The sequence below is a fragment of the Natrinema soli genome, assembly GCF_028618695.1.
Genome location: NZ_JAQIVI010000507.1, coordinates 1 through 17,416 on the forward strand (window position 1 = coordinate 1; position 17,416 = coordinate 17,416).

Annotated in this window: 18 protein-coding genes and 2 pseudogenes; 11 read left to right on the forward strand and 9 right to left on the reverse strand. The window is 60.4% G+C overall.

Features of this window, described 5'->3' with window-relative positions; all coding sequences use genetic code 11:
* Positions 1-71: 71 nt before the first annotated feature.
* Positions 72-247, forward strand: a pseudogene (locus PGX04_RS25135) (IS630 family transposase); the annotation flags it as partial.
* A 685-nt stretch (positions 248-932) separates the two neighbouring features.
* Here PGX04_RS25135 and PGX04_RS34165 read toward each other — a convergent pair.
* The 4 genes from PGX04_RS34165 to PGX04_RS25155 all read right to left on the reverse strand — a co-directional run bounded on the left by PGX04_RS34165 (position 933) and on the right by PGX04_RS25155 (position 3,928).
* On the reverse strand, positions 933-1,427 hold the full coding sequence (locus tag PGX04_RS34165) for a DUF7995 family protein (RefSeq protein ID WP_337959488.1): 495 nt from the start codon (positions 1,425-1,427) through the stop codon (positions 933-935).
* Positions 1,428-1,529: 102 nt separating this feature from the next.
* On the reverse strand, positions 1,530-1,946 hold the full coding sequence (locus PGX04_RS25145) for a DUF8025 family protein (RefSeq protein ID WP_273740999.1): 417 nt from the start codon (positions 1,944-1,946) through the stop codon (positions 1,530-1,532).
* A 456-nt stretch (positions 1,947-2,402) separates the two neighbouring features.
* A complete protein-coding gene (gene epsC / locus PGX04_RS25150; RefSeq protein WP_273741000.1) occupies positions 2,403-3,275 on the reverse strand; it encodes a serine O-acetyltransferase EpsC in 873 nt (290 codons plus the stop codon).
* Between the two features lie 452 nt (positions 3,276-3,727).
* Positions 3,728-3,928 (reverse strand): HalOD1 output domain-containing protein, encoded by a 201-nt coding sequence (locus PGX04_RS25155; protein WP_273741001.1) that lies wholly within the window; start codon positions 3,926-3,928, stop codon positions 3,728-3,730.
* Between the two features lie 249 nt (positions 3,929-4,177).
* On the opposite strand from PGX04_RS25155, the pseudogene PGX04_RS25160 reads away from it, so the two are divergent.
* Positions 4,178-4,387: pseudogene (locus PGX04_RS25160) on the forward strand (thermosome subunit); the annotation flags it as partial.
* Positions 4,388-4,486: 99 nt separating this feature from the next.
* Here the strand turns inward: PGX04_RS25160 and PGX04_RS25165 are convergent.
* The gene (locus tag PGX04_RS25165; RefSeq protein ID WP_273741002.1) at positions 4,487-5,500 is read right to left on the reverse strand and encodes a phosphate uptake regulator PhoU; all 1,014 of its coding nucleotides are present in this window, start codon (positions 5,498-5,500) and stop codon (positions 4,487-4,489) included.
* Positions 5,501-5,694: 194 nt separating this feature from the next.
* On the opposite strand from PGX04_RS25165, the gene PGX04_RS25170 reads away from it, so the two are divergent.
* The gene (locus PGX04_RS25170; protein WP_273741003.1) at positions 5,695-6,636 is read left to right on the forward strand and encodes a PhoU family transcriptional regulator; all 942 of its coding nucleotides are present in this window, start codon (positions 5,695-5,697) and stop codon (positions 6,634-6,636) included.
* Between the two features lie 122 nt (positions 6,637-6,758).
* Here PGX04_RS25170 and PGX04_RS25175 read toward each other — a convergent pair whose 3' ends face one another.
* Genes PGX04_RS25175 through PGX04_RS25190 form a run of 4 tightly spaced genes read right to left on the reverse strand, consistent with a single transcriptional unit; the run spans position 6,759 to position 10,300 of the window.
* Complete coding sequence (locus tag PGX04_RS25175; RefSeq protein ID WP_273741004.1) at positions 6,759-7,448, reverse strand: DapH/DapD/GlmU-related protein; 690 nt, start codon at positions 7,446-7,448, stop codon at positions 6,759-6,761.
* A gap of 4 nt (positions 7,449-7,452) precedes the next feature.
* Entirely contained in the window at positions 7,453-8,451 is a 999-nt protein-coding gene (gene phnE / locus PGX04_RS25180; protein WP_273741005.1) for a phosphonate ABC transporter, permease protein PhnE, read from the reverse strand.
* On the reverse strand, positions 8,448-9,251 hold the full coding sequence (locus PGX04_RS25185) for a phosphonate ABC transporter ATP-binding protein (RefSeq protein WP_273741006.1): 804 nt from the start codon (positions 9,249-9,251) through the stop codon (positions 8,448-8,450). Before PGX04_RS25185 ends, phnE begins: the two co-directional genes overlap by 4 nt.
* A 26-nt stretch (positions 9,252-9,277) precedes the next feature.
* Positions 9,278-10,300 carry a PhnD/SsuA/transferrin family substrate-binding protein gene (locus tag PGX04_RS25190; RefSeq protein WP_273741007.1) on the reverse strand — a complete coding sequence of 341 codons (1,023 nt, stop codon included), beginning with the start codon at positions 10,298-10,300 and terminating at the stop codon, positions 9,278-9,280.
* A 226-nt stretch (positions 10,301-10,526) separates the two neighbouring features.
* On the opposite strand from PGX04_RS25190, the gene phnG reads away from it, so the two are divergent.
* The 8 genes from phnG to PGX04_RS25230 are packed head-to-tail and all read left to right on the forward strand — an operon-like array spanning position 10,527 to position 17,276.
* Positions 10,527-10,970: a phosphonate C-P lyase system protein PhnG gene (gene phnG, locus PGX04_RS25195; protein ID WP_273741008.1), complete on the forward strand. Its 444-nt coding sequence runs from the start codon at positions 10,527-10,529 to the stop codon at positions 10,968-10,970.
* Positions 10,967-11,554: a phosphonate C-P lyase system protein PhnH gene (gene phnH, locus PGX04_RS25200; RefSeq protein ID WP_273741009.1), complete on the forward strand. Its 588-nt coding sequence runs from the start codon at positions 10,967-10,969 to the stop codon at positions 11,552-11,554. The genes phnG and phnH overlap by 4 nt, the downstream gene beginning before the upstream one ends.
* A complete protein-coding gene (locus tag PGX04_RS25205; protein ID WP_273741010.1) occupies positions 11,555-12,733 on the forward strand; it encodes a carbon-phosphorus lyase complex subunit PhnI in 1,179 nt (392 codons plus the stop codon).
* The gene (locus PGX04_RS25210; protein ID WP_273741011.1) at positions 12,726-13,730 is read left to right on the forward strand and encodes an alpha-D-ribose 1-methylphosphonate 5-phosphate C-P-lyase PhnJ; all 1,005 of its coding nucleotides are present in this window, start codon (positions 12,726-12,728) and stop codon (positions 13,728-13,730) included. The genes PGX04_RS25205 and PGX04_RS25210 overlap by 8 nt, the downstream gene beginning before the upstream one ends.
* Positions 13,727-14,557, forward strand: a complete 831-nt coding sequence (locus PGX04_RS25215; RefSeq protein WP_273741012.1) for an ATP-binding cassette domain-containing protein — start codon at positions 13,727-13,729, stop codon at positions 14,555-14,557. Before PGX04_RS25210 ends, PGX04_RS25215 begins: the two co-directional genes overlap by 4 nt.
* Entirely contained in the window at positions 14,558-15,292 is a 735-nt protein-coding gene (locus PGX04_RS25220) for a phosphonate C-P lyase system protein PhnL (protein ID WP_273741013.1), read from the forward strand.
* Positions 15,289-16,488: an alpha-D-ribose 1-methylphosphonate 5-triphosphate diphosphatase gene (locus tag PGX04_RS25225; RefSeq protein ID WP_273741014.1), complete on the forward strand. Its 1,200-nt coding sequence runs from the start codon at positions 15,289-15,291 to the stop codon at positions 16,486-16,488. Before PGX04_RS25220 ends, PGX04_RS25225 begins: the two co-directional genes overlap by 4 nt.
* Positions 16,485-17,276, forward strand: coding sequence for a sugar phosphate isomerase/epimerase family protein (locus PGX04_RS25230; protein WP_273741015.1), 792 nt, complete (start codon positions 16,485-16,487; stop codon positions 17,274-17,276). The genes PGX04_RS25225 and PGX04_RS25230 overlap by 4 nt, the downstream gene beginning before the upstream one ends.
* Positions 17,277-17,416 lie beyond the last annotated feature (140 nt).

A 17,416-nucleotide genomic window follows, 5' to 3' on the forward strand; every position in this document is an offset into this window, starting at 1 on the left:
TACACAACGACCGCACCAATCACTCAACGGACAGACTCCAGCCGAGGTGCTAAACTAGACAGTGCCATTACCTCGTATTTGTCACATTACCAGCGTATTCGCCGGAACTACATCCGGTCGACAAGTGCTATCGACCGCTGTAACCGGTTCTCAGCGACCGGTTTTTCGACTTACTTGGCGAGCTACCAACGGCGATCGATACCGCCTATAGCACATTTCTGTGCCAAGTATGAGTGATTATTTCTAATGTCTACTATAGTCCAGGTAGTATATTTCATACCATGAGTCCTCAGTCGGACTGGCGGGAGATCGAGATCGAACGGAATTTTCCCCGACGACCCTCCGGACGATGTCGATCAAGGCGATCTCCGAGAGCGAAGTATCTTTTTTCGCACGCGGTTTCAGAGAATCAATTCAAGCGACCGAACATCGATAGCGACCGATGGCTTCCGATCGGGCGGTTCACCGCTTCTTTCTGTCTCATGGCAGTCGAGTTCGTACCCGAGGCGATCGTCAGTGGCTCGATCGCGACGCTCCCGGGACTCGCGCGTTTTCCTTCGTCTGGAGCGCAATCACTGCAGCGTCTGAATGGACGTACCGTCGTTAGTCGTCGGTGCCGGTGATCATGGAACAGGATTCAAAATGAATGGCGACGGGACCAGAGCGTGATTCGATATGACCGACACAATCGAACTTGAGCTACTCGGAAACGCCAAATCGGTTCGAATCGACGAGCGCCTGTTGACCGTTCCCCAGACCGTGAACCTCCAGTCCCCGTCAGCTGGCGACCACGTGGCCATCCTTCGAACCGATCCAAAGTGTTGTACATCCACGTGCTCCCACAAGACGGAGAACCTGTGTACTTCGAAAGCGATCTCGCAACCGCAGCCGCCGTCGACGGCGAGTCTCGTAGCGAGTGTTGGGTGTCCGCGTCAGCGCTTGCACCCTCCGATCGGTTCATGATCGATACGCGGAAAGACCAGGATCTCGAGGCCGGTTCGATCGACGTGGAATACCCCGGGTGGAAAGCGCAACTCCAGAAGCGTATTCGGGAGTTTAAGCAAAAGCAACGGGCGAATACGGTGCTGGCTCGCCGGTAGTTCGGAGTTCCTTTTTTCACACGCTATCCCGCTGCCGAAGCGCATTCTCAATTTCGAGGCCGTGATTCGCGGCGATCTCGCGGGCGAGCACCCACGCTCGAGCAGGTCTTGGCCGTCGTCGGAGTCGACAGGAGCCGCGGTCGGGAGTTCACCCCATCGCGCCTTTCCCGCAACGGACGTGTCCTCCTCGTCGAAACAGACGTAGTAATCAAAGACGGCGCCGGCGTGTGGGTCCGTGCCGACCAGGCGGTCGAACACCGTCTTTCCGGTGGCCAGGGCGTCGTCGTGGGTCGATGCCTCTACCAGTGCGTAAATCACCATGTGCATCTCGAACACCTCGAAACGCCGACGCACCCGAAGTCGATGCTCACTCCTGCTGCGCCGGCACCCATCGCCGGCGCTCGAAAAACCTGCGCAGGCGGTCGATTCTCAGGATTCGTCCGCTCGGTCGACAGTGATGGTCAGATTCCCGGACTCGTAGTCCGCTTCGAAGTCGACGGTGAACGCGTCCGAGTAGTAGGCGGCATGGTAGGCGCGGTGACGCTCGAGCGAACCGGTCGCCTTGAAGTGGAAGAACGCAGCAGACGTGTAGGGCTTGCTCTGGGTTTCGATTTGCGTCTCAACTGACGCCGGAAGCGCGATCTGTGGCGCGTCGGAGTCGATACTCGCTGCAAACTCCTTCGCCTCCTCGACGGTCGCTTGTGAATGCGCTGGTGTCTCGCCGGTGAGCATGTTCACCGGGATTTCCGTCTCGTCGGTGAACAGGACATCTTCGAATGTGTGGGTCTCGAGGATCGCCTCAGGATCTAACTCGCAGTCGTGAAACGGGTCGTCGTGTGGAGTCATCGAATCACGAGCCTACAGAGGGGCTCGGTCCTCTCCGCCCCTGAAAAACAGCATCTGGTTCGACGCAGTACCGGTCAGCACTATCACTATTGGGATGAGAAAGCGATCCCTCAGGTCGATTCATAATATTACAATCGACTGCTAGTAAGGGGAGCATTCTGATAACGCAGTTCTCGACCGGGACACGACCTTCACACGTGATCTAACTTGTTGAGAAGCTGGGCCAGAACCCTGACCCACACGGGACCCCAGAAAGACGATTACCGCAGACGATTACCGCGTTCGACCGCGAAACGGGTGACGTGCGTTGGAACTACGCTATATATAATTTCCACTAAATGACAATTCCACCCATACTCGTCGAGGGTGCCATCTTTTTCGCCACGAGTCCCATCGACGGCCTCGCCGTTTTCGGGGACGTTCCTGCGGAGGGGTAGTCATACCGTTAGTGCAGCGCTACTTGTTCGGTTTCCGCTCTTGCTCGGGATGGTCGGAGATGAACACGCTTGTGTCGTTCGGCACGTCGTCGGTGACCCACGAGTTCGCCCCGATACTCACGTGGTCGCCGATATCGACCGGCCCGAGGACGTTGCTCCCGGCGCCGATGACGACGTGGTCGCCGATGTCGGGATGGCGCTTGTAATCTTTCGCCAGCATGTGTTCCTCGCCCTCCTCCTCCTCGAAGTGGAGGGCCCCCAGCGTCACGTTCTGGTAGATTCGGACCCAGTCACCGACCGTGGCCGTCTCACCGATGACGACGCCGGTCCCGTGGTCGATGAAGAAGTGGTCGCCGATTGTCGCGCCGGGGTGGATGTCGATGCCCGTCTCGACTTTCGAGTACTCGGCGAGTTCGCGCGCGTACTTGACGTGGTCCGCCTCGTAGAGGCGGTGTGCAACCCGGTGGGTGAGGATGGCGTGAAAGCCGGGGTACGACCGAATGATTTCACAGTAACTTTTTGCCGCGGGGTCGCCCTTGTACGCCGCCTCGACGTCTTTCTTGAGGGTGCGCCGGATTTCCGGCAGTCGGTCAAGTACCCCATCAACGACGCCGGTCAGGTCGTCCGCGTCGCGACTCGAATACGCCGTGATTCCCTTCCGAATGCAGGTGCCGAGCGCCGTCAAGTGGCGTCTCGTTTCGGCCGTATCGTCGACCAGGTCCGCCCCGTTCCAGCATCGGGGGAACAGAAGTTGTTTGAGTAGAAGGGGTTCGTCACGCAGAAACTCCCGGCACGGATACACTCGTGAGTCGTCAGTCGGAAACGGTGATTCGTCCGCTTCGTAGGCTGTGACGAGTTCGAGGTGGGCGTCGCCAGTGTACTCGTATCCCATTGTGTGACTGGAATACGGTCGATGGATGTAGTTCCTTCACTTTGTCTCCCGTCGGTACATCTCGAAAATCAAACGATGACAATGATTCTACGAACAACAATAGTGAAGCAGACGATGGCTCCCCGTCACACGTGATCTCCGTATCAGAACTGACGAACAATATCGACGAAAGCAGTGTTCGATGCCAGTTTGCGGATCTTCCCGTCGGAGCACAGGAAGAGGTGAAGAGTGCGATAGACGATCTGCGGTCCAACTCCGAAGATATGGGACGGTCGGTAGTTCCCATCGATCCTGATTGCTGACTCGATTTTTAGAAGGACTGAAAGAAATTAGACCGAGTGACTCACTGCGGCACGCTCAGACGGCGATCTCACGACAGTGAGAGAGCCGTCGCGCCAGACACGATGCGAGGCCGTCGCTCCGTACAGGGTTGCCGCTGGACGCGGGCGGTCTCAGCCCGCGTCCAGCTGGCTATAGGTCGCCGGAATCCCGGTACAGTTCGTTGGTGCTTCCCATTTCCGCCGTAACGTGTCGTCGAGTGCGTCCGTGTTGATCGCGTTGTGGATCGGTGGGTTGAGCTCTTCGGGGTGAACTCCTTCACATTCGGCGACTTTGTCTACAATCTTCAGACTGAGTGATTGAGTGGGTTGCACAACCTCCGATGTCAGGAACTAATACATAAAACCAGACGTTCCTCTAATGACGTACGTCAGACAACGGCCTCTGAACAGTTTACATGACATATTCTGAGTAGGTGAGAAATGAATGATTACGGTCGAAGAGAATCACTTATTCGGAGGATAGTGTGACTCGATATTTTTGCTTGCTCGGTCCCACGGAGATCACCGCCATCGTGCCACCGGAGCAGTGGTAACTCGCTCGAGCGGACCATTTTGTCACGTAAGACCCAGGCGATTGAGTCTGCAACCGAGGCAGCCGTCATGCTCCTGCGCATCGACGACGTTATCGCAGCTGGCGATCTCAAGGGTGGCCAGGTTGACCCTGACGATGACGACGATGCGGGCGGTCCTCCTGCTGGTGGCCCCGGCGGTGGGATGGGCGGCGGAATGGGAAGAATGGGCGGCATGGGTGGGATGGGCGGCGCGATGTGAGTTCCGGCAAGTAGCAGTGACTTCCTCCCCACCCTACTCGCTCACGGCTGACGCCGTTCGCTCCTTGAGGGGAGCGTGAGACCAGCGGTCTCACGACCGTCAGGCTCCGGTGGTCTGTCTAGTGACCTGCTGGAGGGCGATCTCGGCGACGTTCGCGCCGTAGCCGGTGGTTCGGCGGAGGCTGTCGAGCAAGAGCCCGAGTACGTAAGCCTCGTTTGGCATGTCGTGATCGTAGAGATCGCGATCGAATTCCTCGAGTTGGTCCATCAACTGGTCGCGTTTGGCGAGCGCATCATTGGCGGCCTCAATGCCGGTATCTGTGAGGATGACGTCGGCTGCATCGTCGACGACCAGTCGAGAGGCGGTGCCAAGTTCCGAGAGACGCGTGGCATACGACGGTGGTATCGATGCGTCCAGCCTGAGAGCGAACTCGGCGATCTTTTCGGCGTGATCGGCGATGCGTTCGAACTGGCGTGCAGCGTAGTAGTACTCGAAGAGGTCGTCCCGACTCCACTCCAACTTCTCGACCTCGTGGAGGTCCGTTAGCGAACGTCGGAAGTGGCGCGTAATCATCGCGAACAGTTTGTCAGCCTCATTATCTCTCTCGATAACATGTCGAGCCAGTTCCTCGTCCCCGTCGACGATGGCCGACACGGCGTCCCGATGCATCGCGAGCATTACAAGTCGGAGCCGGAGCGTACTCTTCCTGACATCCACGTTCTCGGCATCGATGAGATTTGTCAGTCGAATACGAGTGTCGGTCGCCTCTAGTAATTCGAATCCCGAGAGCTCCGCCAACGTTCGCTCGACCAACTTCCGGCGGTCCGGCGGATGTCCCGCCGTGTCGATGAGCGTTACGGAATCGTATCCGACCGCATGAGCAGCACGAATCCGCTGGCGGATCATGTTGTCGCTGTCGGTAGAGACGTCGATTGATGTCGTACGTTCAGTGGTATTGCGGCCGACCATCGCTTCAACAAGTAACGAAGCGTCCTGATTCGGATGTAATGAGAGCACCGATCCGGCTTCGATCCCGTGTTCCTCTGCCCAGAACTTTGGTAACGAGATGGTGTACGTCGTCCCTCCAGAGAGCTGAACTTTCCGTGTTTCCATACACCGAGTGGACTCGTCGACTCCCTCTTTATCGCTTATATGAACGGACAAATACGATATAGGTGACTATATATCGGTACTGACCTTATTCAGGCAGGACGCTGACTCGAGAACATGAGATCCGTCTATTTTCTATATAGGCGTCTGGACAGTCTATTGCGTAGTGCTATCCTCATGTGACGAGTTCCGCCGCTATGTCCCGGGATATGTGGCACCGACCACGAGACGCGATACGACAAGGGCGTGACGCGACGCTCGCACAAGTCGTCGAATCAATCGATTACACTGCACCGGAGACGAAGGAGCGACTGGCGGCAGACGTCGGCATCTCCGAACAGTATCTCTCCGAACTGCTTCAGGAGTTGAAAACAGACGGCGTCGTCCGAAAGGCATACGTCGTCGACGATACCGCGTTGTACGCGAATGCGAACACCGTTTCGCCGCTTCACACCGGCCGCAGGGCTGACGCTACCAAGACCGACGATCGCGAGCAGGATGCATCTACAGCCGAGACAAGGGAGTCCGGTGATCGAGGAACGACGGTGCTAGACTTGCTGGCCCGACTCGACGATGTGACCACGGCACAGTACACGGCTGCCCGCAAATCGTTCGTCGGCGACGAACCTGAGCGCCCGGCGGATGCGTTCGAGTCGTTGGCAAACGAACGGTACTCGGCTGTTCTATCGGAACTCAAGTCATATACGCTGACCACTGACTGGCCGGGCAACCGGGTCGCATCCGATCTCGCAACCATCGCCACGAACCTCGAGATCGTCGGCGATCGCGCGTGTTTTGTAGCCGATGTCGTCAACAGGCAAGAGGTGACGACGACTGGCGTCATCGAGGAGCGTGTCTGTGACATCTTCGACGCAGGTGAGACGATCAACGATTACTTCAAGGCAATTCTCTTCGACTGTGATCTCGCGGCACACGACGACCTCGTGAATAAGGAGGAAACCGTCCACCGCGACTTGGACGAATTGTTCGAGTTGATCACGGCATACGATCCGGAAATATATGGTTATCTGGTGACCGTAACGCGAGCGCTCGAGCGGGCGATCTACTACTGGGTCCACGCGGCCGAGATCACCGTCCAACTTCAATCAGGCGTTCAGCCCGATCACGTTTTGATATAACGTCGACGCCGTCGGCATCCACGCACCGTGTCACATTTCGGCGACGGTTCTGTTATATCGTTCGTCTAACCGTAAGCAAGCGAAAACAGGTCATACGTTTACTGGGACAGTGCTCAGTCGGACTAGAGTGGGTCCGTCGTCGTGGGTGCATATTTTGAGAGGAAGGCCTCGAGATCGCGGAAGTCCGCGAGACGCTCGGCCAGCGTCTCGTGGTCCCAGTGCCACCACTCGGTGGCGTCGAGGCGCGCGGCGACATCCTCGGGGAAGCGCCGGCGAATCGGCTCGGCAGGGACGCCGCCGACGATCGTGTAGGGCGAGACATCGGCGGTGACGACTGCGCCGGCAGCGACGACGGCACCGTTACCCACGGTGGCCCCCGGAAGGACCGTCGCACCGTGACCGAGCCAGACGTCGTGACCGACTTCGACCGGCTGGTCGGCCCGCCACTCGAAGATCGACTTGTCGTCCTCGCCGAGTCCGTACATCTCCGCCCGGTAGGTGAAATGGTGGGCCGTCGGCCTCTCGATGGGGTGGTTCGTCGGCCCGAGGCGGACGTCGGATGCAACGTTGCCGAACTTACCGATCATCGTGTTATCGAGCTGAACGCGCTCCATGAGGTATGTGTAGTCGTTCACGTCGGAGGCAGTGACTCGCGCGTGCGGCCGAATCTCGGTCCACTTTCCCAGCGTGCTGTCGGTGATTGTCACTGGTTCGTGAATCGTCGGTTCGGGAGAGAGCTCGCGGACCCGGGGGTCGCCGTGGGAGTCGATCGCGTACCGATCGCCGTCCCATTCGAAAGTCGGTTCGACCATCCGCTCACCGCCGCCCTGCCGTCGACTCGAGGATCTTCCTAGGGGCCGTCCAGAATGCCTCCAGAACCCCTGTCCGTTCGGCCTCGTCGTCGTCACGCAGGTACGAACGGATGCGCTGACTCATGAGTTCAACAGACCCGGCTAACACGAGGATGAGGATGATGCAGGCCATCATTTCGGTATAGTTGAACGTCTTGCGCTGGATGTCAAGCTCGAGACCGAGCCCGCCGGCGCCGATCAGTCCGAGAGTGATCGCTACCCGGACGTTGTGTTCGAGGTCGAACGCGATCCAAGCGATGAACTGCCGAAATACCTGGCTCAACATCCCGAACGAGATGATCTGAGGTTTGCTCGCGCCCGTGCTCTCGACGCCCTCGATCGGCCCGTCGGCAATCTCCTCAAGTTCGTCGGTAAACAGTCGTCCGAGATACCCTGTTGTGTCGACCGTAATCGCGAGTACCCCCGTGAACGGTGAGACGCCGCCAAGCGGGATGAAGATGAGCGCCCAAACGAGTGCCGGGATCGCGCGGATGAAGCTCATCGTCGCGCGAAAGAAGAAGTTGAAGGGGTACGGGACGACCCGTTCGCTGGCCAGCACGCCGAACAGCAGCGCACCCGGGAGACCGAGAACGGTCCCTGCGAACGCAATCGCCATGGTCACGCCCGACGCGCGGAACAGTTCTGCTTCTACCATGAAGTCCCAGTACTGTCCGACATCGATGAACGGGACGCCGTAGTAGGTAGTCGGCGGGAAGTACTCGGAGAGTGCGTCGATGAAAAACGGGAACTGCGTGACCAGTTGACCGAGGGTGAACTCGGTCAGCAGGAGGCTCTGGTAAAACACGACACCGCCGGCGATAACGCCGAGGACAGTCCAGATCCGTCGGATCGTCTTCCGCCGCTTCAGCTCGATCAGCTTCCGATCGGCGGCCGACTCGGCGGCGTCGGCGAACCCGAAGTACTTTCGCAGGCCCCGGTTGTCGGACGACGAGCCGGAGCTCACGCTTCGACCCTCCACTCGGCGTCGGCGGACAAATCCATCCGGTCGGGAGAACCGTTCCTCGCGTTCTGATCGGCAAGTCCAACCGTCTCGACGCTCCCGTACAGATCGTCGATCAGCGACGGCGTCAGTTCTCCCCGCTCAACGTCGAAAAGGAGCTGGCCGTCCCGTAGTCCGATGAATCGATCGCCGAAGTGTGCGGCGATGTTGACCTGATGGAGGCTCACAAGCGCCGTGACCTCGTGGACGCCCGCGGCCTTCCGCAGGTACCCCATCACGGTCTCGGCACTCGCGGGATCGAGACTTGCAACCGGTTCGTCGGCGAGCAGCAGGGCGGGGTCCTGCACGAGCGCCCGCGCGATGCCGACGCGCTGCTGCTGGCCGCCGCTCATCTGAGAGACACGCTGGTGTGCCTCGTCTAAGAGGCCGACGGTCTCGAGGGCCTCGAGCGCTCTTAGCTTGTCGGACCGATCCTGCCACTGGAAGATGCTGGATAGAAGTCCTGTTCGTTCCAACGAGCCGGTGAGCGCGTTAAGGTACGCCGAGACGCCGTCAACGAGGTTGTGCTGCTGGAAGATCATCCCGATCGACGGCTGGGACTCGTCGAGGGGCTCTCCGTCGAGGTAGATGCCGCCGCTGGTCGGTTCGGTGAGGCCGTTGATGCACCGCAACATCGTCGACTTTCCGGCGCCGGATTCCCCGAGGAGGACAACGAATTCATCCTCGATCTCGAAGGAAACGTCGTCTAGTGCAGTCACGTCTCCGTACTCCTTCGTCAAATTCTCCACGGTGAGTGTGCTCATTGTGAGAAAGTAGGTGCGGTCGATCGTTACCCAAGATCGATGTTGAGGTCGTTGAGCCGCGTGATAACCGGTTCGTAGTTGTCCATTCCCGTTTCCTCGAGCGTCGTGAACGGGAGATCGTTCTCGTTGTAATCGTCGGGCATGTACTCACGGATCAACTCCTCGTCGGACGCGAGCAGCGCCTCACGGATCTCTTCTTTCATCGGCGAGTCCCATGAACTTCTCGCGTAGATCGGCTGTTTCGGGATGGGGAATGACCACCAGAACGGGCGGAGCGTCTCGTTTTCCTGTCCGCGATTATCGATGAATGAGTCTCCCTCTTCGACCTCTTCAGGGAGTTCTTGGTCCTCGGCGAGGTACGCCATTCCGTTGCCGGTCCACGTACAGCACGCGTCGACCTCGTCGTTTATCAGCTGATTGACGGCATTTTCGTGGTTCGACCAGTTCCCATCGAAATCAACGGGATCACCGTCGGGCGCGTCTCCCACGTCAAGACCGGCTTCTTTCAGGGCGTAGACAGCGAAGATAGACCCGCTCGTGGAGAGGCGATCGGCAAATGCGACGTTTTTCCCTTTCAGATCGGTACGTTTGTCGATATCAGAGTCTGGTTTAGTGAGCATCATTGAGAAGTAGAAGGCTGTACCACCGGTTACCGCCGTCCCAAAGAGATCCATCATGTCCGGTTTCGAGATGAGCGTTACGTCGTCCATCCCGATCTCGCCCTGTTCGCTTTCCAAGGCCGTCCGGACGGCCGAGTAGTCTTGGGGCACCTCCATCTCGAGGGTGAGACCGTCGATCTCACCCTCAAGCATGTTATGGACCGGCTCGTATTGCGGACGGACATCCGAGGGCGTATCTGGCGTCAGCAGCATTGTCACGGTGTCGCCGTCGTCCCTAGAGATAACGCTCGAACAGCCCGCCAGTCCGGTCAGGGCCGCAGTGCCCGTCGCGACGCCGATCGCAAACCGCCGGCGGCTTAGCCGTTCGGTAACAGTACCCTTACTCTCTGTCTGATCGTTAGATGTGGTGGTCCTGATTTCGTCTGCCATCATCTCAAGACTGGCAAATGGATAGAATAACCCTTGGCTGAGTAAAGTCCGTATGGACCAATGCGGCGGTGACCATGCGAAACTACGTCCTCAGTCGAGCCGCTGATATATGTACTAGTCTGTACTACCGGATTTGATCGCGGGTGACGTCCGACAGTGGCGTCGAGGAATAGAGAGTACCCAGCGAAGTCTTACACTGGTGTTGTGATTCTCCTCAATCGATTGCATGGAGAATCCACACGACCGTTCGGATCGGTTCGAGCTCATCGCCGTGTGTGACGGCGACGTGCTTACCCGTCTGGCGAACAAGGTACTGGCGGACGACCCGCCGCTGTCCGTCCTACAAGAACCGACACCACAGCTCGTGATGCATCAGGTCGTCGAACCCGTCGAACGGCGGCCGTTCAACCTCGGTGAGGTCGTCGTTACCCCCGCCGAGGTGGTGCTCGGTGACGACCGCGGGTTCGCGATGATCCCCGGAAAAAACGAGCAGGCCGCGTTTTCCGGAGCCATCGTCGACGCAGCCATCGCTGGCGGACATCGACTCACCGACGATATCGTGACGCGGCTTCGCGACGTCGCCGAAAACCGCCGATCGGACCGCGCCCACTCGTGGGCGGAGAGCAAGCACACGGCTGTCGAGTTCGAAACGATGGAGGATGAGCTGTGAGAGCGCTCGATGTCGATCCCATCCATGGGACGAGACGGACATTCCGGGCGCTGTGCGATGCAATGAGCCGTCCCGGGACCGTCCATCAGACGCCGACCGTGCCCGCCGACTACGCTGTCACCGCAACGCTGGTCGACCACGAGGTGACGTTTCACTCCAGTGACGAAGAACTGACTGCCGCGCTGGCGGGACAGGGACGGCTTGAGGCGGCTGATCCGAGCGAGGCGGACGTCGTCCACGCGGGTCGGTCGCCGTCGTGGGACGTTCGCGACCTCAATCGTGGCTCTCTTGTCGAACCGAGCGCGGGTGCCACTGTCATCTACCGCGTAAACGAACTGGCGGCGACCCCCGAAAAGGATCTGACGGCCGTCACCGTCTCTGGTCCGGGCGTCGACGGAACGACGACGTTCGGCGTCGGCCTCCCCGCGGCGGAGCTGGACGCGCTCGCGGACGTACAGTCGGACTATCCGCGCGGCATAGACGCCATCTTTACGAGCGCGGACCGCGTTGCCGCGCTCCCGCGGTCGGTGTCGCTACGCGTCGCAGACGGCGAGTATGTGCCCGAAAACGGGGGCGATCACTGAATGGGGTACGTCGCAGTCAAGGCCGGCGAGGAACTCATCCAGCGGGCCGAGGACCTGTTCGAGAAACAGCGCCTCGCCGGCGACGATGCGGCCCTCACTGTCGACCAGCTCGAGGGACAACTCGGGCGGCTCACCGCCCAGGCGATGAGTGAGGGCGGACTCTACGCGCCGCGGCTCGCCGCGCTCGCGGTCAAGCAGGCGCAGGGCGACACTGTCGAGGCCGCCTTCCTCCTGCGCGCGTACCGCTCCACGCTGGAACGGTGGGACGAGTCGGTGCCCGTCGAACCGTCGGAGATGTTTGCAACTCGTCGCGTTTCGCCGGCGTTCAAGGACGTTCCCGGAGGACAGATCCTCGGACCGACGAAAGACTACACCCAGCGGCTGCTCGACTTCGAACTCAAAGACGAAAACGATCCCGCTGATCCGACTGCCGAGTGGGATCTCGAGGACGCGGAGCCGACGACGCTCACCAACGTCGTGGATGTCCTCCGTGAGGAGGGGCTGATCCACCAACCTGACGAGCCAGCCGGCGACGCGCCGACCGATACAACGCGAGAACCGGTCACATCACCGATCGAGCGTGACGCCGTACTTCAGGAACTCGCACGCGGGGAGACGGGTGCAGTAACCGCGTTGGGCTACTCCGCCTTGAGGGGATATGGGCAAGTTCATCCGACGCTGGCGGAAGTCCGGGTCGGAAAACTCCCGCTGACTATCGAACACCCCTACACGGGTGACGACGTGACCGTCGCCGACATCGAGGTCAGCGAGAGCGAAGCAGTCGTCCCAGTGTACGCGAAGCGCGACGATCCACAGTTCGCCTTCGGCTACGGGCTGACGTTTGGCCGCAACGAGCGGAAGGCCATCGCGATGACCATCCTCGACGCGTCCATCCAGCTCGAAAGCGAAGACGAACCCGCCGAGAATGCCGAGTTCGTTCTCGACGTGGTCGATGGGATGGACTCGTTCGGGTTCATCGAACACCTCAAACTGCCCCACTACGTAACGTTCCAGTCGATTCTGGATCGAATCCGCGCGATTCGACGGCGGAAGGACACGGGAATGACGGGCGAGGGCGAAACCGCGAAAACGGATGGACCGACGGATGCGAATCGGCCGCCAGAGGACGAACCAGAGTCGAAGGACCGAGACGCGATCGAGGTGAGTGACGATGACTGAAACCCACGACACAGACGCGGAACTGACGGTACCGACCGACTCCGTCGAAGCCGCTCTCGATTCGCTCGAGGAGGACGGCCTTAAGGGGTATAATTACGCCTATCTCGACGAACACACGAAACGAGAGGTCAGACGTGCCATTCTGAAGGCGGTCGCGATCCCGGGCCATCAGGTGCCGTACGCCTCTCGACCGATGCCGCTGGCACGGGGCTGGGGGACCGGCGGCATCCAGGCGTCGCTCTCGCTGCTCGGTCCCGAGGATACGTTTAAAGTCATCGATCAGGGTTCCGATGACTCCGTCAACGCAGCCAATATCCGCCGGCTGGCCGAGGACACCGCCGAGGTGGCGACAACCACCGATACCACTGAGGCAGATATCGTCCAGACGCGCCACCGGATTCCCGAGGAGGTACTGACGGACGATCAAATCCTCGTCCTCCAAGTACCGATCACCGACGCGCTCCGCAAGGTGGATTCGTCGGATGCGGCGAACCGTCGGCGACACGCCCACCGCAACTACGGGAAGATGTGGGTCCACCTCTACGAGAACGTCATCGAGTGGGGCGAGATCAATATCGCCTCGCGCTACCCGACGATGGTCGGCGGCCGTTACCTGATGGACCCGTCACCGATCCCACGCTGGGACGTGCCAAAACTCGACGATGCCGACAATCTCTTCGTCTTTGCCGCGGGTCGCGAGGCGCGCATCTACGCCGTTCCGCCACACACTGACGTCGAACCGCTGGCGTTCGAGGATCGCGCCTTTCAGGTCGAACGCTTCCCTGACCAGTCGTGCGCCGCCTGCGGCTCGACCGACACCTACCTCACCGAAGTCGAGACCGACGACGGCGTGCGCCACTACGCCTGCAACGATACAAGCTTCTGTCTGAAACGCCAGGACGATCCGTCGCTCCCGAAGGACCACCACCACGAACGGTCCGGCGTGAACTGGGGGCCGGGAACGCCCGACGCCGCTGACGGAGGTGACGACGAGTGAGTCTACTCGAGGCAACCGGCCTGCAAAAGGTCTATGGAGAGGGCTGTGATGCCTGCCAGGAACGAACCGGTGATCGGACGGGCACGAACCAGTGTCCGGTCTGCGGGAGCGTCGTCGCCTGCGCCAACGTCGACCTCAATCTCGAGACCGGCGAGGTGCTCGGTATCGTCGGAGAGTCCGGCAGTGGCAAATCAAGTCTGGCGGAGTTGCTGGCGCTCGAACCCGAGACGGCCGGCAACCAGGACGGAGCGGTACAGCTTGCGGAATGCGACGAGAACCTGCTGGACGCGGATTATCAGACCCGTCACGAACTCCGCAACGGCGAGATCGGGCTCGTCCATCAGCACATCCGGGACGGGCTGACCCTCGAGTTCACCGGCGGCGGCAACGTCGCCGAGAAACTGCTCTCGTCGGGGTGGCGCAACTACGAGGACGTTCGCGAGCGCGTCCGCGAACTCTTCCGCGAGACGGAGATTCCAGTCAGTCGAATGGACGATCCGGCCCACACCTACTCCGGCGGGATGCAGCGACGCGTCCAGATTGCCCGTGCACTGGCAAATGATCCGGAACTCATCATCCTCGACGAGCCGACGACGGGGCTTGACGTGAGCGTCCAGGCTCGCGTTCTCGACGTTTTCCGGCGGATACAGCGCGAAGAAGATGTCGCTGCCATCGTCGTCTCTCACGATCTTGGCGTCGTTCGACTGCTGGCCGACCGCACCCTCGTGATGCGCCACGGCCGAGTCATCGAATCCGGCCTGACCGACCGCGTCATGGAAGATCCACATCACGAATACACGCAAACTCTCATAAACTCGGTGATATAAATGACGGTACTAACCATTGACGGTCTCTCGAAGACCTTCGACATGCACGTCCTCGGAGAGAAACAGGTTGTCGGACTCGACGACGTCTCCTTCGAGGTCGACGATGGGGAGTTCCTTGCCATCGTCGGCGAGTCTGGCAGCGGCAAGTCGTCGCTGCTGAAGTGCATCTATCGGACCTACCAGCCGACAGCCGGCCGTGTGGTCTACCACGACACTGGCGGCGATGTCGATCTGGCGGCCTGCCCCGAACGCGATATCATCGCCCTGCGCGATGACGCCATCGGCTACACGTCGCAGTTCCTGGATGAGATTCCGCGTGTTCCCGCCGTCGACGTCGTCGCTCGGCCGCTGTGCGAACAGGGCGTTCCGAACGACGAAGCAAGGACAACAGCCGAATCGCTACTCTCGCGGCTCCACCTGCCCGAGGAGCTGTGGGACGCATATCCCGCCACCTTCTCCGGCGGCGAGCGCCAGCGGATCAACCTCGCTCAAGCGATCGCCCCGAAGCCGCGGCTACTCCTGCTGGACGAGCCAACCAGTGCGCTTGACCCGGAAACGCGGGCCGCGGCCATCGATCTGCTTCAGGAGTACCTTGAGGACGGGACGACCGTCATCGGCGTCTTTCACAATCGCGACGTCATCGAAGCGGTCGCTGATCGCGTCGTCGTCCTCGCTGACGGCCGGGTCAGGCAAGTCGTTCCTATCGAAGAATACAATGGGGAGGTGTTCGCGTGACCGAACCTCGTCAGCGAAACGTCGGTGGTGACCGCGTGACCGGTCATCGACCGCTCGCGACGTCGGTGATCGTCCTCGAGAATGCCCGTATCGTCACGCCGACTGCGATCGTGGAGGGAGCTCTACGTATCGAAGGTGACCGAATCACCGGCGTCGGCGACGTGAATCGGAATAGCTGCGACACCGTCGACGCGCGCGGCCGACTCGTGCTACCGGGCCTGATCGATCTTCACGGCGACGACATCGAGTCGCACCTCCACCCGCGGTCGGGTGCGCGCGTGGACACGCACATGGCGCTTGCCTCCGCCGACCGCGCGAACGTCGCCGCCGGCATCACGACGAAGTTCCACGCCATCTCCTTTGAGATCGATCCTGAGGAGAACCGTTCGCCGGAGCTGGGCACAGAGATCACCGCTGCCGTCGAGCGCGCCGACGATCTCATGGCCGACCATCGCATCCATGCCCGCTGTGAAGTTACACAGGAACGCTGCGTCGAAGCCGTTGAGGAGGTCATCGCCGCCGGTGATGCCGCGCTCGTCTCGGTGATGAGCCACATCCCCGGAAAGGGACAGTTCCGCGATCGAGACTCCTTCCTCGAGTACTATCGAACCTCGCAGAAACACACCCTCGAAGAGGCGCACGAGCTGATCGAAGAGCGAGGCGATCTCGAGCTCACCACGATACACAAGCGAGTAAACCGCGTCGTGGAGGCAGCCCATGCTCACGGGATTCCCACGGCGTCCCATGACGACGAGGAGATCGCGGAGGTTGAGCGACTCTACGACGTCGGCCTAGATATCAGTGAGTACCCGATCACGCTCGAGGCCGCGGAACGTGCCCACGATCTGGGGATGACGGTCACGATGGGTGCGCCGAACCTCGTCCGCGGCGGAAGCCAGTGGGGTAACCTGCGCACAGCGGACGCCATCGACGCCGGCATCGTCAACGCGCTGGTGGCCGACTATCACCCTGCCTCCCTGTTGGCCGCTCCGTTCGTCGATACCGGCGAACCTCTGCCTAAGCGGGTTGCCCGCGTCACGAAGCACCCAGCCGACGCCGTCGGTCTCTCGGAGCGCGGACGAATCGTCGACGGCTGTCGGGCCGATCTAATCGTTGTCGACGAACAGCCGACGCCGACAGTCACACGAGCGTTCGTCGCGGGGACGCCCGTCTATCGCGCAGAGGGATCGCCATGAGCCGACTCGGTGCGGCCATGGACGTCCGCTTCGGGGCGTCGGTTACGGAGTTTCTCGACTTCCTCACCGATCTCGGGCTGGACCACCTCGAGCTCAAGCGCGAGTACCTGGAGGGGCATCCCGACGCACCGACGGCTGACAAACTCGGTGAACTGGCCGATCGCTACAGTGTCTCGGTCACGTACCATGCGCCGTTTCGCGACTGGAACATGGGTAGTTTTAATGACGATGTCCGGCGGGCGAGCGTCGAACAGGTGAAGCGGACCCTCGACGACGCGGCGACCGCCGAAGCCAGTGCCGTCGTCGTCCACGGCGGTGCCGTTCCCCACCGCTATCCCGACTGGGTCCGCGAGAAAGCCGCCGGAAACGCCCGTCGGTCACTGCTCGAGTGTGCCGAGTACGCCGCGGACGTCGGCGTAGTACTCTGTCTGGAGAATCAACCTCAAAACGAGTCGAAATGCCGGTACACGACCTCACCGGCCGACCTCGGCGCCACGCTCCGGAACGTTCCGGTCGACGATGACCATCTCGGCGTCACGCTCGACGTGGGCCACGCGAAAGTGAACGGTTATGATTGGCGTGAGTTCGTCGAGTTCTTCGGCGAGCGCATCCGCGTCTGCCATCTCCACGATAACGACGGAACTAACGATACTCACGATCCGCTGCCGTCGTACCGGGAAATCGTCGAGACGGTACCGGCGGAATACTTCGTCTTCGAGATGAAGTCCGTCGATGATATCGCACGCTGTCTGGAGGTGGACGCTCCCCCGATTGACACCGCGCTCTGACGATAGAGAAGGTCAGTCCGACAGACCGACCTAACAAGGCCCAAAGAACACCATTATCTCATCGTCATAATGGGCGTTGTCGATCTTGGATCGCGATGAAAAAGTATGTACGAACGTCCAATCACCTATCGAGATCGAGC